General features: G+C 72.7%; 25 protein-coding genes. 9 read left to right on the forward strand and 16 right to left on the reverse strand.

Going from position 1 to position 23,100, the window contains the following annotated elements; translation table 11 throughout:
* Positions 1–27: 27 nt before the first annotated feature.
* A complete protein-coding gene (locus ACN27C_RS21175) occupies positions 28–1,551 on the forward strand; it encodes a class I SAM-dependent methyltransferase (RefSeq protein ID WP_422747628.1) in 1,524 nt (507 codons plus the stop codon).
* Between the two features lie 60 nt (positions 1,552–1,611).
* On the opposite strand, the gene ACN27C_RS21180 is transcribed toward ACN27C_RS21175, so the two are convergent.
* From ACN27C_RS21180 to ACN27C_RS21205, 6 genes are read right to left on the reverse strand one after another with little or no spacing between them, the layout of a single operon-like run.
* Positions 1,612–2,307 carry a LysE family translocator gene (locus ACN27C_RS21180; RefSeq protein ID WP_120569426.1) on the reverse strand — a complete coding sequence of 232 codons (696 nt, stop codon included), beginning with the start codon at positions 2,305–2,307 and terminating at the stop codon, positions 1,612–1,614.
* Positions 2,300–2,674, reverse strand: a complete 375-nt coding sequence (locus tag ACN27C_RS21185) for a hypothetical protein (protein ID WP_244933317.1) — start codon at positions 2,672–2,674, stop codon at positions 2,300–2,302. The genes ACN27C_RS21180 and ACN27C_RS21185 overlap by 8 nt, the downstream gene beginning before the upstream one ends.
* Positions 2,675–2,679: 5 nt before the next feature.
* Entirely contained in the window at positions 2,680–3,939 is a 1,260-nt protein-coding gene (locus tag ACN27C_RS21190; protein ID WP_422747630.1) for a lysine N(6)-hydroxylase/L-ornithine N(5)-oxygenase family protein, read from the reverse strand.
* On the reverse strand, positions 3,939–4,982 hold the full coding sequence (locus ACN27C_RS21195; protein WP_422747632.1) for an NAD(P)/FAD-dependent oxidoreductase: 1,044 nt from the start codon (positions 4,980–4,982) through the stop codon (positions 3,939–3,941). Before ACN27C_RS21195 ends, ACN27C_RS21190 begins: the two co-directional genes overlap by 1 nt.
* A complete protein-coding gene (locus tag ACN27C_RS21200) occupies positions 4,975–6,339 on the reverse strand; it encodes a class I tRNA ligase family protein (RefSeq protein ID WP_422747634.1) in 1,365 nt (454 codons plus the stop codon). The genes ACN27C_RS21195 and ACN27C_RS21200 overlap by 8 nt, the downstream gene beginning before the upstream one ends.
* Positions 6,332–6,754: a cupin domain-containing protein gene (locus ACN27C_RS21205; protein ID WP_350814742.1), complete on the reverse strand. Its 423-nt coding sequence runs from the start codon at positions 6,752–6,754 to the stop codon at positions 6,332–6,334. The genes ACN27C_RS21200 and ACN27C_RS21205 overlap by 8 nt, the downstream gene beginning before the upstream one ends.
* 315 nt (positions 6,755–7,069) lie before the next feature.
* Between ACN27C_RS21205 and ACN27C_RS21210 the strand changes: the two genes are divergently transcribed.
* Positions 7,070–7,978, forward strand: a complete 909-nt coding sequence (locus tag ACN27C_RS21210) for an NB-ARC domain-containing protein (RefSeq protein ID WP_233586076.1) — start codon at positions 7,070–7,072, stop codon at positions 7,976–7,978.
* A gap of 24 nt (positions 7,979–8,002) precedes the next feature.
* Here ACN27C_RS21210 and ACN27C_RS21215 read toward each other — a convergent pair whose 3' ends face one another.
* Both ACN27C_RS21215 and ACN27C_RS21220 read right to left on the reverse strand, forming a co-directional pair.
* Entirely contained in the window at positions 8,003–8,677 is a 675-nt protein-coding gene (locus ACN27C_RS21215) for a pyridoxamine 5'-phosphate oxidase family protein (RefSeq protein WP_422747637.1), read from the reverse strand.
* Positions 8,678–8,706: 29 nt separating this feature from the next.
* The gene (locus tag ACN27C_RS21220; protein WP_422747639.1) at positions 8,707–8,925 is read right to left on the reverse strand and encodes a hypothetical protein; all 219 of its coding nucleotides are present in this window, start codon (positions 8,923–8,925) and stop codon (positions 8,707–8,709) included.
* A 186-nt stretch (positions 8,926–9,111) separates the two neighbouring features.
* Between ACN27C_RS21220 and ACN27C_RS21225 the strand changes: the two genes are divergently transcribed.
* On the forward strand, positions 9,112–9,285 hold the full coding sequence (locus ACN27C_RS21225; RefSeq protein WP_162958995.1) for a hypothetical protein: 174 nt from the start codon (positions 9,112–9,114) through the stop codon (positions 9,283–9,285).
* A 61-nt stretch (positions 9,286–9,346) separates the two neighbouring features.
* Here ACN27C_RS21225 and ACN27C_RS21230 read toward each other — a convergent pair whose 3' ends face one another.
* The 5 genes from ACN27C_RS21230 to ACN27C_RS21250 form a co-directional block, all read right to left on the reverse strand.
* Positions 9,347–9,709, reverse strand: coding sequence for an ArsR/SmtB family transcription factor (locus tag ACN27C_RS21230; RefSeq protein ID WP_121685383.1), 363 nt, complete (start codon positions 9,707–9,709; stop codon positions 9,347–9,349).
* A gap of 117 nt (positions 9,710–9,826) precedes the next feature.
* A complete protein-coding gene (locus ACN27C_RS21235) occupies positions 9,827–10,234 on the reverse strand; it encodes an arsenate reductase ArsC (protein WP_121685382.1) in 408 nt (135 codons plus the stop codon).
* Between the two features lie 58 nt (positions 10,235–10,292).
* Positions 10,293–11,378 (reverse strand): ACR3 family arsenite efflux transporter, encoded by a 1,086-nt coding sequence (gene arsB / locus ACN27C_RS21240; RefSeq protein ID WP_121685381.1) that lies wholly within the window; start codon positions 11,376–11,378, stop codon positions 10,293–10,295.
* Positions 11,375–12,100, reverse strand: a complete 726-nt coding sequence (locus ACN27C_RS21245) for a helix-turn-helix domain-containing protein (protein ID WP_422747642.1) — start codon at positions 12,098–12,100, stop codon at positions 11,375–11,377. The genes arsB and ACN27C_RS21245 overlap by 4 nt, the downstream gene beginning before the upstream one ends.
* Positions 12,101–12,179: 79 nt before the next feature.
* Positions 12,180–12,563: an ArsR/SmtB family transcription factor gene (locus ACN27C_RS21250; RefSeq protein WP_121685380.1), complete on the reverse strand. Its 384-nt coding sequence runs from the start codon at positions 12,561–12,563 to the stop codon at positions 12,180–12,182.
* A 77-nt stretch (positions 12,564–12,640) separates the two neighbouring features.
* Here ACN27C_RS21250 and ACN27C_RS21255 point away from each other — a divergent pair, with 77 nt between their 5' ends.
* From ACN27C_RS21255 to ACN27C_RS21265, 3 genes are all read left to right on the forward strand, one after another.
* A complete protein-coding gene (locus tag ACN27C_RS21255; RefSeq protein WP_158614806.1) occupies positions 12,641–12,802 on the forward strand; it encodes a hypothetical protein in 162 nt (53 codons plus the stop codon).
* Positions 12,803–12,885: 83 nt separating this feature from the next.
* Positions 12,886–13,215, forward strand: a complete 330-nt coding sequence (locus ACN27C_RS21260) for an ArsR/SmtB family transcription factor (protein WP_422747645.1) — start codon at positions 12,886–12,888, stop codon at positions 13,213–13,215.
* A 97-nt stretch (positions 13,216–13,312) separates the two neighbouring features.
* On the forward strand, positions 13,313–14,728 hold the full coding sequence (locus ACN27C_RS21265) for an FAD-dependent oxidoreductase (protein ID WP_422747647.1): 1,416 nt from the start codon (positions 13,313–13,315) through the stop codon (positions 14,726–14,728).
* A gap of 134 nt (positions 14,729–14,862) precedes the next feature.
* Here the strand turns inward: ACN27C_RS21265 and ACN27C_RS21270 are convergent, their stop codons facing one another.
* Positions 14,863–15,645 (reverse strand): DUF2470 domain-containing protein, encoded by a 783-nt coding sequence (locus ACN27C_RS21270; protein WP_357894383.1) that lies wholly within the window; start codon positions 15,643–15,645, stop codon positions 14,863–14,865.
* 152 nt (positions 15,646–15,797) lie between these two features.
* Positions 15,798–16,094: a DUF1540 domain-containing protein gene (locus ACN27C_RS21275; RefSeq protein WP_120569438.1), complete on the reverse strand. Its 297-nt coding sequence runs from the start codon at positions 16,092–16,094 to the stop codon at positions 15,798–15,800.
* Positions 16,095–16,683: 589 nt separating this feature from the next.
* Here ACN27C_RS21275 and ACN27C_RS21280 point away from each other — a divergent pair.
* Complete coding sequence (locus ACN27C_RS21280; RefSeq protein WP_357894386.1) at positions 16,684–17,265, forward strand: VanZ family protein; 582 nt, start codon at positions 16,684–16,686, stop codon at positions 17,263–17,265.
* A gap of 94 nt (positions 17,266–17,359) precedes the next feature.
* Here ACN27C_RS21280 and ACN27C_RS21285 read toward each other — a convergent pair whose 3' ends face one another.
* Entirely contained in the window at positions 17,360–20,077 is a 2,718-nt protein-coding gene (locus ACN27C_RS21285; RefSeq protein WP_357894389.1) for a sugar-binding protein, read from the reverse strand.
* A 523-nt stretch (positions 20,078–20,600) separates the two neighbouring features.
* Here ACN27C_RS21285 and ACN27C_RS21290 point away from each other — a divergent pair.
* Positions 20,601–21,749, forward strand: coding sequence for an ROK family transcriptional regulator (locus ACN27C_RS21290; protein ID WP_422747650.1), 1,149 nt, complete (start codon positions 20,601–20,603; stop codon positions 21,747–21,749).
* Between the two features lie 250 nt (positions 21,750–21,999).
* Positions 22,000–23,052, forward strand: a complete 1,053-nt coding sequence (locus tag ACN27C_RS21295) for an extracellular solute-binding protein (RefSeq protein ID WP_121685375.1) — start codon at positions 22,000–22,002, stop codon at positions 23,050–23,052.
* Positions 23,053–23,100 lie beyond the last annotated feature (48 nt).

The following is a 23,100-nucleotide window of genomic DNA, read 5'->3' on the forward strand; positions in this document are numbered from 1 at the left end:
CCGCTCCACGGCCCAGGCGAGGTGCCCATGACCGACCTGCCGACCCGCTTCGTGCTGTTCCCGGGGCGGCATCACCTGCTGACCCGGTTCCAGGCCGACTACCTGAGCCGGCTCGCCGGCGACGAGGCCACTGTGGTCTGGGCGGTGACGTCGGCCAACCACGAGAACACCCGGCGCAACCCGGTCGCGTACCACAGGCGGGAAGCCGCGATCGAGCGGTTCAGCGTGCTGACCGGGCTGCGCTCGCTGGCTGTGCCGATCTTCGACACCGCGTACACCGACGCGTTCGCGGAGGTCACGCTCAAGAGCATCGCGGTGGCCACCGGGCTCGAACTCACGCCCGCCGACACGGTGGTGGCCTGCTCCACGCCGGAGGTCGCGAAGCTGTACGAGCGGCTCGGCTTCGCGATCGCGCAGGTCGAGGCCGACCCGGGCCTGAGCGAGGCGCCCGAGCGGCCGTGGGACGTGCTGCTGCGCCTGGCCGCCGGCGACGAGACCTGGCGTACGCTCACCCACCCGGCGACGATCGACGTGTTCGAGCGCTACCGCCTCGTCGAGGCGATCCGGTCGGTGGTGAACGACCCGCTCGTCGGCGACGAGGGCGGCCTCACGGTCACCCGCGACTACCGGACCTACGTGGAGGCGTTCGCCTCGGCCGCGCAACGCAAGTGGGACTCGGTGCGCCGGTACGTGCAGCCCGGACGCATCGTGGACATCGGCTGCGGCGCGGGCGCGGTCCTGGAGCTGGCCGACCGGGAGGCCGCGCTGCGGGAGAGCGACCTGATCGGCGTGGAGGTGGCCCGCCACCTCTACCAGGAGTGCCTGCACAAGAAGGCGCAGGGCGTGTTCCGCAACGCCAACGTCTACTTCTTCCACCGCAACGTCCTCGGCGGCGCCGTGTTCAAGGACCGGTCGGTGGACACCACGCTCACGTTCGCGCTCACCCACGAGATCTGGTCGTACGGGCGGCAGCGGGAGTCGCTGCTCCAGTTCGCCCGTCGCATCCACGACCACACGGTGCCCGGCGGCGTCTGGATCAACAGCGACGTGTGCGGACCGGACGACCCCGGCCGGCCGGTGATCCTGCGGCTGACCGCGGACGACGGCGACAACCCCGCCTCGCCCCGCCGTGACCTGGCCGACCTGACCTCGGCCGAGGTCCGGCGGTACGTCTCGGGACTGTCGACGCGGGCGCGGCTGGACCAGTTCGCCGTGGACTTCGCGTTCGGCTTCGACTACGAGCCGCTCGCCGACGGCGCGGTACGCCTCGGCCTGGGCGCGGCGATGGACTACCTGACCCGCAAGGACTACACGGACAACTGGCTGTCGGAGACGAAGGAGCAGTTCTGCGGCCTGAGCTTCGCCGACTGGACGGCGCTGCTCACCGAGGCGGGCTTCGAGATCGGCCCGGCCTCGGCGCCGGTCCGCAACGACTGGGTGATCGACAACCGGATCGCACCGGTCGCGTCCCTCACCGACCTGGACGGCCGGCCGCTGGACTGGCCGACCACCCACGTCCTCACCGTCGCCCACCGTCCGCGCAACGCCTGACACCACAGCGCCGCCGGCCCGGCTGGATGCGGCCGGGCCGGCGGGCGCCTGTGGTGCGGCTCAGTGGCTCAGCGCGATCCGCACCGCCAGGACGATCAGGATCAGCCCGGTCAGCCGTTCGATCACCAGCAGCACCGACGGCCGCGTCAGCCAGGGCTGCAACCGGTCGATGAGCAGGATGTAGCAGGCCCACCAGAGCACGGCGAGGCCGATGAACGTGGCGGCCAGCACCGCCGTGCGGGCCGCCGCGCCGTCGCCGGGCTTGACGAACTGCGGCACGAACGAGACGTAGAAGACGACCACCTTGACGTTCAGCAGCTGGCTGGTGACGCCCATGACGAACGAGCGGCGCGCCACGTGCGGCTCGTCGGCGGCCGGGACGTCCCGGACCGGCGCGGCGGCCTCAGTGCCGGCACCGGCCCCACCCGCGCCGACCGGCACCGGCTGCGCCACCGGGGCGCTCCGGCGCGGCCGGGTGGCCCAGAGGATGGTGCCGCCCAGGTAGAGCAGGTACAGCGCGCCGGCGACGCGCAGCACCGTGTAGAGCGCCGGTGAGGAGACCAGCAGGGCGGACAGGCCGGCGGTGGCGAGCGAGGCGTGCACCAGGGCGGCGGCGAACAGCCCGGCCAGCACCACGAATCCGGCCCGCCGCCCGTACCGGACGGTCTGCCGGGTGACCAGGGCGAAGTCGACGCCCGGCACGATGATGATGAGCAGGCTCGCGGCGACGAAGCTGACGATCTGGATGTCAGACACGCTGCTCCTCCCTCGCCTCGACGCGCGCCGGGGCGGCCTCCTCGATGACCGAGACGCCGCTGTCCCGACGCGGCCCGTGCCGGCGCCACCGCTCGCGCAGCCGGATCCGGCCGTCCGGCAGCCGCTCGGGCCGGGACTCGCACTCGCCGACCACGATGCTGCCGTCGGTGAGCACCTCCACGTACGCGAAGCGCACCACCCCCTGCGCGTCGCAGGTGCCGGCGAGCCGGCCGTGCCGGACCGGACCGCCGGAGATCTCCGCCCAGACCAGGTCGCCGCGCTGGTGGTAGTGCCCCCGCAGCGGGTCGGCGTCACCGGAGTGGTCGACGGAGACGAAGATCCGGTCGTCGTAGTCGAATGTGGTCATCGCGCTCACGCCCATCGGGTGCTGAGGTAGTCGTCGCGGAACCGGCAGACGGTACGGCCGGCGATCGAGTTGAGGACCATCGCGCTGCGGATCGGCAGGATGCTCAGATTGGAGTCGACGAGCCCCTGGACGTACCGCCCCCGGTTCAGCACGAAGATCTTGTGGTCGTCGGCGTGCTTCCACCGGATCGAGTAGTCCGACTCGATGACCGGCTCGCCGCGCTCGTCCAGGTCGATCAGCGCGGTCAGCTCCGGGTCGAAGGGCAGCGGCGCCTGCCGGCGTCCCGCCGCGACGACCAGGTTCACCGCCCGGTGCCGCTCCTCGCCGCTGCCGGCGGTCAGGCACTCCAGCTCGACCTCCCCGTCGAGCTGCCGGGCGCCGGTCACGGTACGGCTCGGCATGATCGTCACCGGGAACCGCCCGGTACGCAGCCGCTCCTCGTAGTTGTGCTGGTAGATGCCGCGCAACGTGCCCGGGGAGATGCCGTCGCTGGTCAGGATCTGGCCGGAGACGAGGCGTTCCCGCACGTCCCGGGACAGGGTGAGGAACGCCTCCTGGTAGGCGGGCCGGTACAGGTCGTTCGCCGACGGGGAGTCCTCCAGCGGGGCGAACCACGACCGCCGCCCGATCCACCTGATGTCGCGGCACCCGCGGGCGAGCAGCGCCGCGACGCACTCCGCGCTGGTCTGGCCGCTGCCGATCACGATCCACGGCAGGTCCGGCTCGTCCGGCACGGTGGCGAGGCGCTGGTGCAGCTCGTCGGCGACGAACAGATGCCGCGGGTCGAGGGCGTCCAGGAACTCCGGTACGAAGGGGACGGTCCCGCTGCCGAGCACCAGGTGCCGGGAGCGGGCGAGAGCCGCACCGCCGCTGCGGCTGACCAGCGCGCCGTCGAACTCCACCCGGTCGACGCGGGTGCCGTACGTGATGCGCGGCAGTTGACCCGCCGCCCACACCAGGTACTGCTGGTACTCGATCCGGGGGATGGTGTCGAACCCGGCGCCCAGCAGGGCGTACACCCGGCCGGTGGTGACCAGGTAGTTGAGGAACGACAGCGGGTGGGTCGGGTCGTAGAGCGAGACCAGGTCCTTGACCCAGCCGGTCTGCATGCGGACGCCGCTGTGCAGCATCCCGTCGTGCCAGCCCGGCCGGTCCCGCGCCTCGAACAGCGCGATGTCGTGCGGCGCGAGGGTGTCGTACATCGCCGCGAGGCTCAGGTTCGCCGGCCCGGCGCCGATTCCCACTGTGTGAAAGGTCTGCGTCATCAGTCTGCCTCTGTCTGGCCGTGGGGGACAGGGATCGCGGTTCGGGTGTTCAGCAGGGCGGTGGCGGCGAGCCGGCTGGCGGCCAGGACGGTCTTGGCGGCGCCGCCGCTGCCGCCGGTGAACGTGTGCACGCCGCCGGCCACGTGGCGCAGGGCCAGGCCGGCGGGTTCGCTGTAGCAGTCGGCGGCGCTCACCGGCGGCCCGGCCGGTCGCAGGTCCACGCCGGGCAGCCGTCGTGCGGCCACCGCCCGGACCCGTGCCGCCAGAGCGGCGTCCGGCTCGGGGGCCGGCGGGTCGACGTCCCACCTGTCGCTGGGCAGCCCGAGCAGCACGCGCCCGGGACCGGCCGGCCGGCCGTAGAGGCCGCTGCTCTCGTCCACGAAGCACGGCAGGTCGTCCCGGCCGGTGGCGTGGTGGGCGTACTGGATGTGCTTGGTGCGCAGCGAGGTCGGCAACCCGGCGGCGCGCAACAGCCGCGGGGTCCAGGCCCCGGCGGCCACGACGACGAGGTCGCCGGTGAGCCGGCGGCCGTCGCGCAGCTCGACCGCACGATCGTCGAGGCGGGCCACCGGTGTCGTCTCGGTCCGGTCCAGGCCACGCAGGACGGTCCGGCGCAGCCGGTCCGGGTCCAGGTATCCGGCCCGGTCCTCCCAGATCCCGACCGTGCCGTCCGGCAGCCCGGCGAAACCGAACCGCTGGGCGACCTCGTCCCGGGTGAGCACCTCGGCGCCGTCCACGCCGGCCGCCGACCCGGCGTCGAGCAGGTAGAGCGAGCCGGTCCGCCGCCACCCGGCGGCGGTCGCGAGGGACGGATCGGCCCGCAGTTCGGCGAGGCTCGCGGCGGCCAGGGACCGGGCGGCCGGATCGGGCTCGAAGGCCCGCACCAGCCCACCGGACGCGGCCGTCGCGTCGGCGGGCCGCCCGTCCGGGCCGCCGCCGTGCGGGCCGATCAGGACCGCCTCGGCGCCCGCGTCCCGCAGCCGCCGGGCCAGCAGGACACCGCTCACGCCCGCGCCGACGACGAGCACGCGCGGCTCACCCATCGGACTCCGCCGGTTCCGCGCCGGCGACGATGCCGAGCAGCCGGGCCGCCCGCTCCGGCCGGCCGGGGTACGCGGCCAGCGCCGCCCGGACCGCGGTGGCGGGGTCGAAGTGCTCCAGGCGCAGCGCCTGCTCGCCGCGGGTCAGCTCGGTGTCGGCCAGTACGCCGTCCAGGCCGGCGGTGGTGCCGGCCAGGGTCGCGGCGTACCGGGCGGTGAACGCCTCGTACGCCTCCGGGCGGAAGTCCGACTCGTAGCTGTCCGGCCGGTCCCAGCTCAGGAACGCCCGGACCACCGCCGGGTCCTCGGTGGCCAGGAACTCGTGCGCCCAGATCGCGTGTTCGCGGCTGGTGGAGAACTTGGCGCCGGTGAGCCGGTAGAACTCGTTGACCACCAGCCCGGTCGGCCGGTCGGGCAGCCCGGCGGCCAGGTGCACCGCAGGGATGAGCAGTGCGTAGTAGAACGCGTTGTCGACCCCGAGGAAGATCCACTGCTCGTCCACGTCCCGCCACGCGTCCAGGTACCCGGCCAGCGTGTCCGCGTCCGGCCGCAGGTGGCGGGCGGGCAGCACCAGGTTGGCCAACGCCATCTCGGCCCAGACGTCGATACGCAGGCCGTCGTCCCACTCGATGCCCCAGTCCGACGGGTACGCCAGTGGCACCTCCGGCAGCCCGCCGTCGAGGTACGACGCGACGAGGCGCCGCAGCCGGGGCGGCAGTACCGCGCGGGACCAGAACTCGGCGAGCCGCTCCCGGTGCTCGTCCAGCCGCAGCACCGGGACCGTGCGGGTGACCGGCTCGGGTGCCGCGTCGCAGCAGGTCGACCGCGCGTCGACCAGGTTCGCGGCGGTGCAGAAGCCGCCGCACCCCTCGCAGGTGCCGCCGTTCGCGCCGGCGCCGCAGGACGGGCAGCGCCCGGCGACCCGGACGTGGTGCAGGGTCCGCCCGCAGGCCGCGCAGGCGCGCAGCGACACCGGGGCGACCTCCACCACCTTGGCCTCCACCAGCTCGGTGAGCAGGCTCGCCACCGCCCGGCGGTAGTCGGCGTCGGCCAGCGGGTCGGCCATGACGTCGTACCGGATGCGGGCGGCGCGCAGCGCGGCGTGGATCGACGAGCCGTAGCGGGCGGCGGTGTCCGCGGGAGCCTCGCCCAGCGCCTGCGCCCGGGCGAGCACGTAGTTCTGGTGCGCGTCCAGGCCGCACTGGGTCACCACCCGCCGGCCGACGGCCCGCAGCGCGCGGGCGGCGATGTCCCCGGCGACGTACGGGCCGCTGAGGTGCCCGAGGTGCAGCGGCCCGTTCGGCGTCGGCGGCGGCGTCACCACCAGCACCGCCCCGGCGGCGGAGGCGGCGTCAGTCACGGCCGGCTCCGCCGTCCGCCCCGCTCTGCCGGCTGTCCGCCCCGCTCTGCCCGCCGTCCGCACCGGCCTGCCCGGCCTCGTCGGGCCGGGGCATCCAGTAGATGCTGAGGATGGTGAGCGGCTGCTCCGGCGAGGGGTTGTGGATGACGTGCCGCTGCTCCGGTTCGAGCAGGATCACGCCGCCGGTCGGCACCTCGACCTTCTCGCCGCCCGCCTCGTAGATGGCCGTGCCGCGGGTCACCACGGCGAACTCGACCTCCGGGTGGACGTCCTCGCTGCTGCTGCCACCGGGCGGGATCACGCACCACATGGCGTCGAACGGCAACGGGCCGAGATCGCGGTACTGCGTCCAGCGGCCGATCCGGATGCCGTACTCGTCGGTGAGTTCGGCGGTGTCGCTGACGTACCTTCGCATGTTCGTCCTCCTGGTCGGCGCGCTGCCCTCCGGGCCCGCGCCGGACGGTTCTGAGGTTTGCGGAGAGTGACCGGAAGTGCTGCTTCTGCGACGCTGCACCGATGCCGGGAAGGGCCCGTCTCGTCGACCGTCGATTCGACTCCGGTCGATAGCGTCGGACCCACTGTGGACTTAACCTCGTCTGGCCAACAGGAGCTTCACCGGCAGATCACCGGCAATGTCGCTGCTGACTGCCCGCTCAGCAGCCTCGGCTTCGGTGGTCCACCGGCATGAATCCACCAGAACCGGTACGGAGACGACGCTGTGATCGGCTACATGGATACGTTGGGTCATGAAATCGCTACCGCACGGCGACTGGCCAACCTGACACAGGAGGAGTTGGCCGCCCGTACCGGACTGAGCGTCCGGAGCATCCGCAACCTGGAGTCGTCGCGCGTGACCCGTCCGCGGCCCGCGACCGTCCGGCTGCTCCGCGAGGTCCTCGGCCTGCCCGCCAACCCGGCGCCGTCGGGCCGGATCCGCCCCATGCAACTGCCGCTGGAGATTCCCGGCTTCACCGGCCGTACGGCACAACTGCGGCAACTCGACCGGCTGCTCGACGGCGGACCGCGGCGGATGTCGAGCGTGGTCGTGTGCGTCCTGTCCGGCCGGTCCGGCATCGGCAAGACGGCGCTGGCGCTGCGCTGGGCGCACCGGTCGGCGGCCCGGTTCTCCGACGGGGTGCTGCACGTCCAGCTCGGCGGCAGTGAACCGGGCAGAGCGGCGGTGGCGCCGGCGGAGGCGCTCGGCGGCCTCATCGAGGCGCTCGACGTCCCCGGTGGTGTCCCGTGCGGACCGGCGGCGCGCACCGGGCTCTACCGCAGCGCGCTCGCCGGACGCCGGATGCTCATCGTGCTCGACGACGCCCGCGACGCCGACCAGGTGCGGCCGCTGCTGCCCGGCGTACCCGGCTGCATGGTGGTCGTGACCAGCCGGGACCGCCTCACCGGCCTGGTCGTCGGCGAGGCCGCGTGCCCGGTCGTGGTCGACGAACTGGCCGCCGGCGAGGCGTGGGACCTGCTGGCCGCCCGCCTCGGCGAGCGTCGCCTCACCGCCGAGCGCGCGGCGGTGCGGGAGATCATCGCGTACTGCGCCGGAGTGCCCCGGGCGCTCGCGGTGGTGGCCGCCCGCGCGGCCGTCCAGCCCCGCCTGCCGCTGGCGGAGGTGGCCCGCCAGCTCCGGTAGGCGGGCCGGGGGCCGCCCGGCCGGTCAGGCCTGGTCGGCGCGGGTGCCGGCGCGCGCGGCGACGTGCGCCGGCACCGGCGTCGTCGGCGGCAGCGCCGGGTCGGTCGCCGGCTGTTCCCAGCGCGCGACCAGGGGAAGCTCGCCCGCCCACAGCCCGAGGGCGGCGTCCGGGCCGTCGCCGTCGTCCGGCGGGCCGCTGCGCGTCTTGACCGACGCCTCGGCCAGCGGAAGCGCCAGCAGCGTGGTGGCCGCGAGTTCCCGCCGGTTCGGCCGGCGGGCGTGGTCCCACTGGCCCGGGGCCACGTGCTCGGTCAGCAGCCGCAGGCCGTGCAGCTTCTCCTCGGCGTCGGTCACCCACCGGGGCCGGCCGTAGATCATCGCGCTGCGGTAGTTGATCCCGTGCTCGAACACCGACCGCGCCAGGACCAGGCCGTCGACCACTGTGACGGTCACGCAGACCTCGGCGTCGGTGGTGAGACTCCGGCTGGCCACCGAGCCGTGCAGGTAGAGGTGCCGGTCGTCGAAGCCGTAGACGGTCGGCACCACCATCGGGCCGCCGTCGACGATCACCCCGAGATGGCAGACGAAGGCGGCCCGCACCACGTCGAAGAGGGCGGCGCGGTCGCGGTGCCCCTTCTCCTTCATCCGGCGCAGGGTCGTACGCGGCGTCGCGGACAACCGCCCGTCGATATCGGTCATGGCTGATTCTCCTGTCGGCCCCGCCGTTTCTACCGGGTCGGGCCGCGGTCCTCAAGGGCCGGCCCGCCGGACCGGTGGGGGAGCGGGGAACGGTACGGCGGCAGGAGGGTGCCGGCGCCCAGCCTCCCGTCCCGGACGGCCTCTTGCAGGGCACGGGTGAGCGCGGACCGGCGGCCACCGGCGCCGGCCAGTTCCAGATGCAGGTCGCTGCCGAGCAGTCGCGCCGGATTGGCCCACGAATCCGTCATGCGGATGCACCCTTCGCCGACGACGTCGTCGCGCTCGTCCGGTATGCCCGCTTGGTCGGACTGGGCATCGCCGCGCAGCCCAACGGGCACGGTGCCAGCGGCAGTGCCGACGGCAGGTCCCGCTGGCGCGCCGTGACCGCCGCCGGGTCGGTGGCGACACCGAACAGGTAGAGCGCGTACGGGGCCGTGCGGGCTGTCGGAGGCCCGGGCGAGGGCGCCGCCCAGGTGCCGGGGCTGGACGCTCAGCAGCGGGGCGATCGGGCCGACGCGTTCACTCCCGCCCTCGACCGGCTCCGGGCGGTCAAGCGCCGCCACGACCCGGACGCGCTCGTCCGATCCAACTTCCCGGTGGCCGGCTGACGTTCCGGGGCACGACCCGGTCAGGCCGGCGGGCACGCGCGGCAGCCCGGCAGTCCCCCGCTCAGCGGACCTTCTTCGTCGGCCGTTTACGAGGCGGCGTCAACGACTCGGCGATCGCCGAGATCGCGGACGGCACCAGGCGGTAGTACGCCCACACACCCCGCTTCTCACGCTCGAGCAGGCCGGCCTCGGTGAGGATCCGAAGGTGATGGCTGACGGTCGGCTGGGAGAGACCGAGCGGCGCGGTGAGGTCGCTGACGGACGCCTCGCCCTCCGGAGCGGACTGGATCAGGCTGAGCAGGCGCAACCGAGCCGGGTCGGCGAACGCCTTCAGGACTCCCGCGAGCCGTTCGGCATCGGCACGCTTGATCGGCTCGCCGGCAAGCGGCGAGATGGCAGGGGTGGAGGTTTTCGCAGTTCCCACGCTTGCATCGTTGCACCAACGGCGGCCGCCTGCCGGTGCAACCAGGAGCGGATCACCGTCAGTTGCACGCCGGGAGCTGACGACCGCCGTCCGGCCGCGGAACAGTCAGGGCGGATGTCAGGCGCTGCGGCGCAGTTCGGCGAGCAGCCGTTCCACCCGGGTGCGGATCTCGTCCCGGATGGGGCGTACCGCGTGGAGGCCCTTGCCTGCGGGGTCTTCGAGCTTCCAGTCCTCGTACCGCTTGCCCGGGAAGACGGGGCAGGCGTCACCGCAGCCCATGGTGACGATGACGTCCGAGGACTCCGCCGTCTCGTACCGCAGGAGCTTGGGGGTCTGGTCGGTGATGTCGATGCCGGCCTCCCGCATGGCCTCGACGGCGGCAGGGTTGACCTCGCCGGCGGGTGCGCTGCCGGCGGAGCGGACCTCGACGGTGTCGCCGGCGAGGTGGCGCAGCCACCCGGCGGCCATCTGGGAACGACCGGCGTTGTGCACGCAGACGAACAGGACGCTGGGCTTGTCGCTCATCGGGTCTCCCTGATTCCGGTGGTCGCCGCGCGGCGTGCCGCGGCGCAGTCGAGGCGTCTCATGGCCGGGTTTCCGGGGCGGGGAACAGGCGGGCGCGGGCCCACAGCGACACGTAGACCAGGCCGACGAGGACCGGGACCTCGATCAGCGGGCCGACGACGCCGGCCAGGGCCTGACCGGAGGCGATCCCGAAGGTGCCGATCGCGACCGCGATGGCCAGTTCGAAGTTGTTGCCCGCCGCGGTGAACGCCAGGGTGGTGGTGCGTTCGTAGTTCAGGCCGACGGCCCGGCCGAGCAGGTAGGAACCGGCCCACATGAGGGCGAAGTAGGCCAGCAGCGGCAGGGCGATGCGGGCCACGTCGACCGGTCGGCCGGTGATGGCCTCGCCCTGCAGAGCGAACAGGACGACGATGGTGAACAGCAGTCCGTACAGGGCGACGGGCCCGATCCTGGGCAGGAATCGCTGCTCGTACCAGTCGCGGCCCTTGGCGCGTTCGCCGAGGCGGCGGGAGAGGTAGCCGGCGAGCAGTGGGATGCCGAGGAAGACGAGCACGTTGCCGGCGATGTCCCAGCCGGAGACCTCCAGCGCGGCGCCGTCCAGACCCAGCCAGCCGGGCAGTACCGACAGGTAGAACCAGCCGAGCAGGCCGAAGGCGAGGACCTGGAACACCGAGTTGACGGCGACGAGGACCGCCGCTGCCTCCCGGTCGCCGCAGGCCAGGTCGTTCCAGATGATGACCATCGCGATGCAGCGGGCCAGACCGACGATGATCAGACCGGTGCGGTACTCCGGCTGGTCGGCCAGGAACACCCAGGCCAAGGCGAACATGACGGCGGGACCGACGATCCAGTTGAGGATCAGCGACGAGACCAGGAGACGCCGGTCACCGGTGACGGTGTCGAGGCGGTCGTAGCGGACCTTGGCCAGTACCGGATACATCATGATCAGCAGGCCGAGAGCGATGGGTAGGGAGATGCCACCGACCTCGACGGCGTCGAGAGCGTCGTCCAGTCCGGGGACGATCCGGCCGAGCAGTAGGCCGGCGACCATGGCCAGGCCGATCCAGACCGGCAGGAACCGGTCGAGGCGCGACAGGCGGGCCACCACCGGTGGGGCGTGGTCGGCTCTGGTCGCGGTGCTCATGGGTGTCTCCCGTGGGTCGTCGGTGCCGGCGCGTGCGCGTCGGGTGAGGTCGCCGCGGTGTGCGGGGCGACGCGGTCGACGCGGTCGGCGAGGTCGGCGTAGGCCGCCTCGAACGCTTCGTCGGTGTCGACGCGGGCGGGGTCCGGCACCGACCAGTGCAGACGGGGGCGGACCGGCCCGGTGAGCTCCTCGTGGGCGTTGTCGCAGACGGCGATGACCAGGTCGTCGTCCCGGACGATGTCGTCGACGTGTGCGGTGCCGGCCGGGTCGAGGTCGAGGGCGTGGCGGTGGGCCACGGCGACCGCGCGGGGATGGACCCGGGGCGCCGGCCTGGTGCCGGCGGACGCGGCGTCGCCGTTGGTGCGTCGCTTCCACAGCGCCGCGGCCAGTTGCGAGCGGGCGGAGTTGTGGGTGCAGACGAAGACGACCCGATGCGCAGCCGCCAGCGGCGGCGGCGTGAGAGCGGAGAGGGCGGCCGGTCGGAGTCGCAGGTAGGTGCGCCGCCGGTCGCCCTCCGACCGGCCCCGGGCGACGAGGCCGGCGTCGGTGAGGACCTTGACGTGGTGGGCGACCAGGTTCGTCGGCATGTCCAGGGCGTGGGCGATCTCCCCGGGGGAGGCGTCGCCCAGGGTGAGCGCGTCCACGATGGCCAGGCGGGCCGGATCGCCGAGCGCGGCGTGGATCCGCGCACGGGCGGCGAGGGATGAAGGATCAATGTCCATTGACTCAATCATCGCTGAGCAATCTGGAAGCGTCAAGCCGGCATCGAGCGGATCGAAGCGCGGGGCGCCGCGCGGCGGTCTACCGCTGCGTCGCGGCGGTCGGCTCGATCGACAGCAGGCCGGCGAGCTGGCGCAGGATCTGTGGCCGCGCCCGGTAGTAGACCCAGGTGCCCCGCCGCTCGGCGTCCACCAGGCCCGCCTCGCGCAGGGTCTTGAGGTGGTGGGAGATCGTCGGCCCGGTCAGGTCGAACGCCGGCGTCAGGTCGCACACGCAGGCCTCGCCGCCGTCGGCGGAGGCGATCATCGACATGAGCTGCAGCCGTACCGGATCGCCGAGGGCCTTGAACGCGGGTGCGAGCACCGCGGCCGTCTCGGCCGGGACCCGGCGCTGCGCCAGCGGGGGGCAGCACGGCACGTCGGCGTCGAGGTCGACGAGTGGGATCGGCGCCTGGTGCTTCGGCATGCCCCTAGGTTGACATCTATCTAATCAGCGTGCAAATCTCTGTTTAGACAGGCATCTAGACAGGGTGCCCCGAGGAAATGAGGCTCGCCATGTTCGGCTTCCCGCGCCGCCGGCCGTCGGTCCTGGCAGGGGTCCGGTTCTGCGACTCCTGTGCCCGGGTGTCCACAACCGCGCAGCGGATCGACCGCCTCCACGACCGCGCCCGCACCGCCGCCTACGCGCTGACCGCTCCCCGCTGAGAAGGGGCCACCGCCCTGCGGGTCACCGTTCCCGCGCCTGCTACACTTCGATCGTTAATCGGCGATGAACGATAGAGGGAGTGATGGTGGGCGACCTCCTCGACCGCGGCACCGCGCAGACCTACGCCTCGTGGTTCCGGGCACTCGCGGACCCGACGCGGGTGCAGCTCGTGGAGTACCTGGCCCGCCACGCCCGGCCGATGAGCGTGGGGGAGATCGTCGCCGCCGTCGGGCTCGCCCAGTCCACCGTCTCCCAGCACCTGAAGATCCTCACCGAGGTGCGGTTCGTGCTCGTCGAGCCGGTCGGCACCGCACGCCACTACCGCATCAACGACGCCTGTGTCGGATGCTTCCCGTCCGCCGCCGACGTCGTCATGGGCCGCCCGGCGCCCGATCCGGTCGAAGCCTGCTGACGGCCGGCCGCGCCGTCACCTGATCCCGGTCCGTGCCGTCCGCGCGGCACCACCGCACCTCATTGATTCGACAATTCTCAATACAGAGGAGTTCCCGATGAGTGTCCTGGACGAGTCGCCCGTCGTGGTGATCGGCGCGGGCCCGGTGGGTCTGGCCGCCGCCGCCCACCTGCGCGAGCGTGACCTGCCCTTCCTCGTCCTGGAGGCCGCCGACACCGCCGGCGCGGCGGTGCGGCAGTGGGGGCACGTGCGGGTGTTCTCCCCGTGGCGGTACAACGTCGACCCGGCCGCCCGCCGGCTACTCGACGACACCGGCTGGGTCGCCCCGGCCGAGGACGCCCTGCCCACCGGCGCCGAGCTGGTCACCGACTACCTCCAGCCCCTCGCGGACCTGCCGCAGCTCAAGCCCCACCTGCGCTACGGCGCGCGGGTGGAGGCGATCAGCCGGCTCGGCCTGGACCGGCTGCGCACCGCCGGCCGCGAACAGACGCCGTTCCTGATCCGCCTCGCCGACGGCGACGAACTGCTGGCCCGCGCCGTCATCGACGCCTCCGGCACCTGGGGCACCCCCAACGTCCTCGGCGCCTCCGGCCTGCCCGCCCGGGGTGAGAAGGACGCGGCGGCGTTCCTCGAACACGCACTGCCCGACGTGCTCGGCGCCGACCGGCACCGTTTCGCCGGCCGGCGCACCCTCGTCGTCGGCGCCGGCCACTCGGCCGCGAACACCCTGCTCTCACTGGCCGAGCTGGCCACCGCCGAGCCCGGCACCGAGGTGATCTGGGCGATCCGCTCGGCCAGCCCGGCCCGCACCTACGGCGGCGGAGACGCCGACGCCCTGCCCGCCCGCGGCGCGCTCGGCGCCCGGCTGCGCGACCACGTCGACGCCGGCCGCATCCGGCTGCTCACCGGCTTCTCCGTGCACGCCCTCACCCCGGCCGAGGGCCGGGTCGCCGTGGTCGTGCGTCACGCCGACGGCACCGACGAGTCCGTCACCGTGGACCGCATCGTCGCCGCCACCGGATTCCGCCCCGACCACTCGATCGCGGCCGAGCTGCGCCTGGACCTCGACCCGGTCATGGGCGCCACCCGCGCCCTCGCCCCGCTGATCGACCCGAACGAGCACTCCTGCGGCACCGTTCCTCCGCACGGCGCCGCCGAACTCGCACATCCGGAGATCGGCTACTACGCCGTCGGCATGAAGAGCTACGGCCGCGCGCCGACGTTCCTCATGGCCACCGGCTACGAGCAGGTCCGCTCCGTCGTCGCCGCTCTCGCCGGCGACTGGGACGCCGCCCGCGACGTCCAGCTCGACCTGCCCGAAACCGGCGTCTGCAACAGCAACCCCGCCGACTCCACCGGCACCGACGGCTGCTGCGGCCCCGACCCGGCCGCCCAGCCGGCCGCGCAGGGACTGGCGACCGGAATCTCCGGGGGCCTGCTCTCCGCGCCGCTCAGCCTGGTCAGCCTCGACACCCTGGCCGGCGGCCAGACCGGCGGCTGCTGCGCCGGCTGACGACTGTCGCCACCAGTGGCTCGCCGGCCCGCGACCGGCGGACGCCACAGGTGGCGCGTCGTCGCCGTCCCGGCTGTCCCCACCGCTCGCCTTCGTCCCGCCTTCATCCGGCTCCCGCGATCGGCTCGCCGGGCCTAGGCGAGCAGCGTCCGCAGCGCCTCGGCCAGGCCGGCGCCGGCGGTGACCGGGCGGGCGAAGGGCAACCGGGTGTCGGTGTGGCCGTCCGGCCGCTCCGCGCGCAGCACGATGCCCTCGGCGTCCAGCGCGACCGGGACGACGCGCGTCGAAGCGGCGGGGTCGACGAGCGTGCCGAGCCGGTCGAGGACGTCGCGGTGGCAGCGCGTCAGGTGCGCGAGGTGGGCGGCCTCGTCGACGGCGATCGGATCCGGCCGGGCCGCGCGGTACGCGCCGAGGTCGACCGAGACGGGATCGGCGGCCCGGTCGAGCACGACCTCGTCGGGCGCGATCGCCCACAGCGCCACCGGGGGCAGGTCGAGCAGCGACATCACGGTGGCCGGATCGCAGGAGTCGAGGGCGGCCGGGTCGAACCGGCGGGCGGTGCCGAGGATCCGCAGCCGGGCGCGCACCCGGGAGCGCACGGCGACCGGGGCGAGGTGGGTCACGTCGAGGCGTACCGCGCCGCTGTGGCTCCGCGCGGCGACCAGGAGGCCGCCGGTGCGGCTCATCGCGTCGACCGCGAGGACGACCGTGCCGTCGGGGAGGACGGCGTGGGCGGCGAGGAGGTCGGCGGTGGTGTCGCCGAGCGTGAGCCGCAGTGAGGAGGCAGCGGTCAGTACGCACCGGGCGGCGACGGCGTCGCGGGGCGTGGAGGTGCCCGTACCGCCCGCCGACGGCCCGGGGGCGACCGGGACGACACCGGCCGCCGGGGCCGGACGCCCCGCGGGGTGCAACGCCATGTCTGTCTCCTCGGCCAGGAAGGGGTGAAGTCGGCCCAGGTCAGACGTTAGTAGGTAAGGCTTACCTGTGCAACGGCGGGTCGGGTGCCGGAGACGCGGTACGGGTCACGACGGTGACCGTCGTGACCCGTACGGACGTGCTGTCCGGTTTGTCAGGCGGGCTGGTAGGTGAGGCAGTCGCTGACCGTGGCGCCCGGACCGACCGTGATCGACTCGGCGGTGCAGGCGAGGTTGGTGTTGTAGACGCACTCGGCCCGCGCGCACGCGCCCACCGCGCCGGTGACCTCCTTCATCCCGCCGCTGAGCGACGACTCGACGAACGTCGCGCAGGAGGCCGCGTCGGCGGTCGCCGCGACGGTGATCGCGGGAGCGTGACAGCCGTTGTCGTTGAAGCTGCACGCGGTGGCGGCGCATTCACGTACCGGCGGAGACTGCAACAGGGTCTTCATGGTGCCTCCAAGTCATGTGGGCCGGCGAACGCGTACGGCCGGCCCTCGTGGTGCTCGAATGCCATCTGGTATTTGCCCTGCGGCCGGTCCTCAAACCCGTCGGCCGCCAGTGAGGATCATGCTCACCTTAACAACGGAATGCGGGGTTGGCGGCCGTTAGCCGCCGTTTCCGCGCGGAATCCCGAACGACGAAGATAAGGCTTACCTTGGTTAGGTGAGTCTTTCTTTACCCGCTGCCGGCGTGAAAGCGGATGCGTGATTTCCACCGGCGGGACCGCGGCTCATCTGCGGTTATGCTCGCTGCCCACCGGCCGGATGCCCGGCGGTCGCGGTGGAATGGGTGAGCGCGTGACGACCGGGTGTCCCGAAACGGCCGGCACCATTGCGGCCCACGCCGAAATGCCGGCCGGGAAATCAGCGATCGACGGGGGATTCACAACCGGCCGGCGGCCGAATGCGAATCCGGAGGTGGTTGGCGCGGTCGCCACGTACCCGATGGCGTCCGGGCCGGTGCCACCGCTCGACGCGGCCGTGGCACCCTGACCGACGGCGGGCCCGTGCGGGCCCGGCGGATCCGGGCGGAGGCGGCGTGATCGAGGGATGGCACGGCTGGTTCGGCACGATCAACGGGGTCGTGCTGCTCACGGTGGCCGCGTTGCCGGCGGCCGCGCTCGTGGTGTGGCTCCTGGCCCGCCGGCGCGGCGGCACGCGGCCGGCGTGGCGCAGGTCGCTGGCCGAGGTGGGCATCGTCTACGGGACCGTGCCGTGGGTCTGGATGATCATGCTGCCGGGGGGCGGCGCCGGCGTGGTTCCCGGCCGGGTGAGCCTGGTGCCGCTGCGGGACCTGCTCACCGTCCTCACGGGCGGGCCGCTGACGGTGACGGTCCAGATCGTCGGCAACCTGCTGGTGTTCGCGGCGCTCGGGTTCCTCGCCCCGCTGCGGTTCGCGACGCTGGCGTCGGTACCGCGGATCCTGGCGCTGGCGGCCGGCTGCTCGGCCGTGGTCGAGGTGGCCCAGTACGTCCTGCGGCTGGACCGGGTGTCCTCCGTCGACGACGTCCTGCTCAACACCGCCGGCGCCGGGCTGGCCGCGCTGGCGTCGCGCCGCTGGTGGCGCGAGCCGGCCGAGGTGTCACCGGCCGCCGCCACCGGTCCGGCGCCGGTCCGCTGAGCGGGGTGCGGCGCGGGTCACGCGGACGGCACGATGGGCCGGGCCTGCCGGCCCGGCCCATCGCGTGCGTCAGATCGACGCGATCAGTGTCCGCTCAGCAGATCTTCTTCGACAGAGCGGTGGTGGCGCCGCCGTGCTCGTACGAGACGAGCAGCGAGGTGCCGGCCGGAAGCGACCCGCTCAGCGGCAGGACGAGCGTGCCGTCCTTGCGCAGCTCGGCCTTGGCGTCCGCCACGACCCGGGTGCCGTCCCAGAGGAAGGCCCGGGCGGTGCCGGCCTTCTTCACCTGCAGCTGCACGGACACCTTGCTCGCGCTGCGGGTGACCTTCTTGATCTTCACGGTGTTGTCCGCCAGCTTGGCGTAACCACCCGGTGCGACCCCGTCCGAGACGGACTGGAGCAGGGTCTGCGGCGAGTCCACGCTCAGCGCCGCGGTGTCGGGCATGATCGGAGCCTTCGGCGCCGACGGCTTCGCCGGCAGGTCCGGCAGGAGCGCGTTGCCCCAGCGCCACGGGTCGGCCCGCACGCCGCTCCAGGTCGACCAGCCGACCCGGGTCTGCGAGCTGAGGTCCTGCGTGTCCGAGTCGTTGACCAGGATGTTCAGGCCCATCCGGCTCGGGTCGATGGTGTCCGGCAGCACGCTGAACGGAATCTTGACCTCGATCCGGTAACCCGTGTACGGGTTGCTGGTCACCACGGAGGCGATCTCCACACCCGGCGCGGTCTCCGGGCCGCCCTGGTGGTTGTCCCGCTCCCGGGCGAAGCACGGCGGGTTCCCGTTGGCCGGGTCGTTCGTGGCCGGGAAGAGCGCCATGTTGAACACGGTGGAGGTGTTCGCCGAGTTGCCGCGCGGGTCGATGCCGAACTCGATGTTGTCGTTACGCCGCGGACGCTTGCAGTCCTCCGGCGGCAGGACGGTGCCGAGCACGTCGTCGGTGATGTTGAAGATGGCGTACAGGGCGTCGTCGGTGTGGGTGAGCTGGGCGGTGCCGGAGATGTCCGACGCCGGGGCGGCGGTGCCCTCCCAGCGGGTGGAGATGTCGATGACCTCGCCGGTGTACTCGTGGTCGTGACCGTGACCGTCCACAGTCGGGGCGGTGGCGGCCTTCGGGATCGTGGTGGTCGGCACCAGGTTGAACGCACCCGGCTCGCTCGCGCTGCCACCGGTGTAGCTGGTCTCGATCTGCACCCGGTAGGCGCCGTTGTCCGGGGCCCGGTTGGCCGTCGGCAGCGACGTGTCGGTGTTGGTCACGGTGAACGTCACCGAGGTGCTGGCGCCCGGCCGCAGGCCGCTGTACGGCACCTGCTGCTCGGCCACCGAGAAGCCGGCGGGGACGTTCAGCTTGACCGTGCCGGACTCGACCCGGGTGCCGTGGTTGGTCAGGTTGACCTTGACGCTGCGGGTGCCGCCGCTGGGGATGTTCAGCAGGGACTCGATGAGCGCGTCGAGCTGCTGGGTCTTGTTGCGCACGGTCCAGGCGCGGAAGTCGGCGATCTCCTCCAGCGGCTCCAGGGTGCCGCGCACCGGAGCGGTGCCCTGCACCCGGGCGCTGCTGACGCCGCTGCCGTCCTTCTTGCTGGTCAGCGTGGCCTCGAGCTTGAAGCGGGTGCCCACCTCGACCTGCGCCGGCGGGGTGACGGTGAAGGTCTTCACGACCTCCTTGCCCGGCGTGAGCGTGCCGACGTTGCCGTTACCGCTGACCTTCCAGCCGGCCGGGACGTCCAGGGTGACCTTGGCGCCCGGGATGGCCTTCTCGGCGTACAGGACGGTGTCCACCTTGATGGGCTGGCCGCCGACGGCCTCCCAGTTGCGCGGACGCACGTGGACCTCGGTGCCGAGCGGCAGGCCGCCGGGCGCGCGCAGCGTGGCGCCCTGCAGCGCACCGGTGCCGGCGCCGACGTTCGGGTCCGGGTACGGCGTGCGGGTGTCGATCAGCGTCAGCCGGTTGCAGCCGATGGCGTCCGGGTTGGTCGTCGGGAAGGAGCTGTTGCCCCAGCCCTGCGACACGTACTCCCGGCGGGCCCAGGTCTGGACCGTGTTCCACCGGTTGCCGTCGTGCCGCGCCGACTCGTACCCCTGCCAGGTGCCGAAGATGACGTTGCTGGCCTCGGCCGGCGTGAACGTCGTCTCGCAGGCGGGGCCGTTGGTGCCGGTGGTGCCGCTGCCACCGGTCTGGAAGATGCGGGAGACCCGCCAGGGCTTGAGCCCTTCCTTCTTGATCTGCTCCGGGAACGCCTTCGGGTCGGCCGCCGCGTAGAAGGCCTCCACGGCCAGCATGGCCGCCTTCTGGTGGTTGCCGTGGTTGCCCTGCGTCGCCGAGGGGTTCATCGTGAGGATGACCTCGGGCTTGGTGGTCCGCAGGACCCGCACGATCCGGGACAGCGTCTCCTGGTGGCCCCAGACCTCCTCGGTCAGGGGAGCGCTGGCGGTGTACCAGAAGTCCAGCGCGTCCAGGTTGTAGATGTGCTCGACGCCGGCCCAGCCGACGGCCTTGCGCTCCTCGGCCTCCCGCAGGATGCCGAGCTCCGGGCCCTCCTCGAGACCGGTGGCGTTGCCACCGCCCTCGCCGCGGGTGGTGGTGATGACGCCGGCCTTCATGCCGTGATACTCGTTCCAGTATCCGAGCATGCCGAGCTGGCCGGCCTCGTCGTCCGGGTGGGCGCCGATGAACATGATGTCCAGGTCGACCGGCTTGTCGGACTTCTTGGCCTGGGGCTTCGGTGCTTGCTGGGGGTTGGCCTGGGCCGGAGTGGCCAGGCCCAACGACAGCAGACCGCACATGGCGATCGCTGCGCTGGTGCGCCATCTCATGGGCATACCTCTTCGTCTCGAAGCGAGAGTGCTGCGGCTGGGGACGGTCGGCCCGGCGCGGGCCGGCTGACACGTGGCTCGTGCCGGGCCGTGATGCAGACAGCTGTCCACTGAGGACCGTCGGGTCCTCGGGGGTCGTGGTGCTCGACAACGGGATGGTGGTGCTCGCGCACCGTCACGGGGTGAGCGGTACGCACGGTGGTGACGTCGGTCCACCGGAAGGCCTTCGGGCCGTAACCTAGGGATCTTGCGGAGGCGTCGTCAATAGCTCTGGACGACTTTCTTCCTTATCCGAATAAACGATCGTGCCTGCTCAGGGCGATCATCGGGAGGCCGGCCGTGGCATGGGGACAGTCTTTGTCCAGGTTTGGCACCCCAATGTGGACCGTAGGGCTCGGTTTTGCGCGTCATGTCGGGCTGGCCCCAGCCCGACCGGCTTGTCGGTCGCAGAATTTTCCCTGGTCGGCGGACCGAGATCATCTCGTTACTTGACGGCAGAATTTTTTCTCACTAGGAAGAAAGTGTGTCTGACAAAGCCCCGACCAGCCCGGTCAGCCGTGAGCGGTCCCGTGAGATCAAGCGTCTCTCGGTGATCTTGGCCGCCCGGCAGGCCCGGCGGCTGTCCCGCGTCGACCTGGCGGAGATGACCGGCCTCTCGGCGGCCACTGTGACCGCACTCGTGCGGGAACTCGTCGCCGAGGGCTACCTCATCGAACGCGGCCCGGGCGCGCCCACCACCGGCCGGCCCCGGGAGATGCTCGAGTTCAACCCCCGCGCCGAGCTGGTCGCGGCGGTGTCGCTGGAGCCGCCCCGGATCAGCTGCGAGATCGCCGACAGCGAGGGCGCGGTCATCGCGCACCGCGTCGCGCGGCTCGGCGCGAACGTGGTGGAGACCGTCTGCGAGTTCGTCCTCGACCTGGTCGGCGACAACCTGCCGTCGCTGCGCGGCGTCGCGATCGCGGTGCCCGGCGTGTCCAGCAACGGCGCGGTACGCCTCGCGCCGTCGGTCGGACTGGTCGAGGCGTGGCCGATCGGCGAATCGGTGCAACGGCGGCTCGGCGTACCGGTGGTCGTCGACAACGACGTGAACCTCATGGCCGCCGGCGAGTGCGTCGCCGGCGCCGGCGCGGACGTGGCCAACCTGCTGCTGATCCACGTCGCCGACGGCATCGGCGCCGGGCTCGTGCTCGACGGCAAGGTCCGCCGCGGCGCCAGCGGGGCCGCGGGCGAGGTCGGCTTCCTGCCGCTGGGCGGCGCGGCCGAGCGCCGCTACAGCGGCGTCGGCGAGTTCGAGGCCCGGTGGTCGGTGAACGCCATCGCGGAACGGGTCGTCGCGCTCAACCCGGGCCGCCGGCCCGAGTCGCCGGTACGGGAGCTGAGCCGGCTCGCCGCGACGTCGGCGCCCGCCCGCGCCTACCTCGACGAGGTCCTCGGCGCCTGGGCCGGGCTCATCCTCTCCTGCGCCTGCGTGGTCGACCCGGGGCTGGTGCTGCTCAGCGGCGCCGCCGCGGAACTCGACGACCCGGCGCTCGGCCAGCTCCAGACCCTCGTCTCCGCCCGCACCCCGGCACCCACGGAGGTGCGGCGGGCCACCCTCGGCAACCAGGCCGTGCTGCACGGAGCGATCAGCTACGCGCTCTCGGCCGCGGTGCCCCGGCCCTCGCTTCCCTGACCACCACCCGACCCCCGACGACTCCGACACCCCCGACCCCGACACCCACCCACCGTCACCGCAACCGTCGCGGCGACCGCGTCCCTGGGACGACCGGTCGCGGCGCGATACGGCGCGCCCCGGTCCGGCACGCCACCCGCGGACCCTCGACCCCGTCCCGGGGAACCGGCGAACCCGCCGGCGCCTCCGGTCGGGATCGCACACCGTCTTTTCCCGCTTCCGATAGTTCCCCCGCAAAGTGGAGGTACCAATGAAACGTCGTTTGGCCCTGGCCGTCGCGTTCAGCGCGCTGCTGGCCGTCAGCGCGTGCGGCAGCAGCGACGACGACAAGGACGCCGGCTCCTCCGGCTCCGCGTCGGCCGAGAAGGTCGTCATCTACAGCGCCCGCGACAAGTCGGTCACCGACTACGTCGTCGAGCAGTTCACGACCAAGAACCCCGAGTACAAGGGCAAGGTCGAGGTGCTCAACATGGGCGCCCAGGAGGTGCTCGAGCGGGTCCGCGCCGAGAAGGCCAACCCGCAGGCGTCCGTCTGGTGGGGCGGCACCCAGCAGGGCCTCGCCGCCGGCGCGTCCGAGGGCCTGCTGGAGTCCTGGCAGCCCTCGTTCGCCTCGAAGATCGACGCGCGGTACAAGGACGCCGAGGGCCGCTGGTTCGGCGAGATCCTGCTGCCCGAGGTCATCATGTACAACAACAAGGCGCTGACCCCGGAGACCGCGCCGAAGGACTGGGACGACCTGGTCGACCCGAAGTGGAAAGACAAGATCATCATCCGGGACGTGGCCGCCTCCGGCACCATGCGCTCGATCTACGCCTCGATGATCCAGCGCTTCACCGCCGACGGGTCCAACCCGCAGCCCGGCTACGACTGGCTGCGCAAGCTCGACGCCAACACCGTCGAGTACGCCGCCAACCCCAGCGACCTCTACCTGAAGATGTCGCGTGAGCAGGGCGTGGTCAGCGCCTGGAACCTTCAGGACATCCTGCTGCAGGCCAACGAGAAGATGCCGTTCGGCTACGTGATGCCGGCCTCGGGCGCCCCGGTGCTCGTCGACGGCGTGGCCGCGGTCAAGGGCGGCAACAGCGAGGGCGCGAAGAAGTTCCTCGAGTTCCTGTTCGACGACTCGCTGCGGGCCAGCCTGGCCAAGGACTACTTCCAGATCCCCGCTGTCGACATCGCCGAGAAGCCCGAGTGGCTGACCAAGCTCGACCTCAAGCCGATGGACGTCGACTGGGACGTGATCGGCAAGAACGAGACCGCCTGGATCACCCACTGGAACGCCCAGATCAAGGGCAAGGGCTAAGACGCTCGGATCCGGGCCGTGCTCCGGCACGGCCCGGCTTCGTCCTGG

It is taken from the genome of Micromonospora sp. WMMD1219 (assembly GCF_049315215.1).
Classification (GTDB): domain Bacteria; phylum Actinomycetota; class Actinomycetes; order Mycobacteriales; family Micromonosporaceae; genus Micromonospora; species Micromonospora tulbaghiae.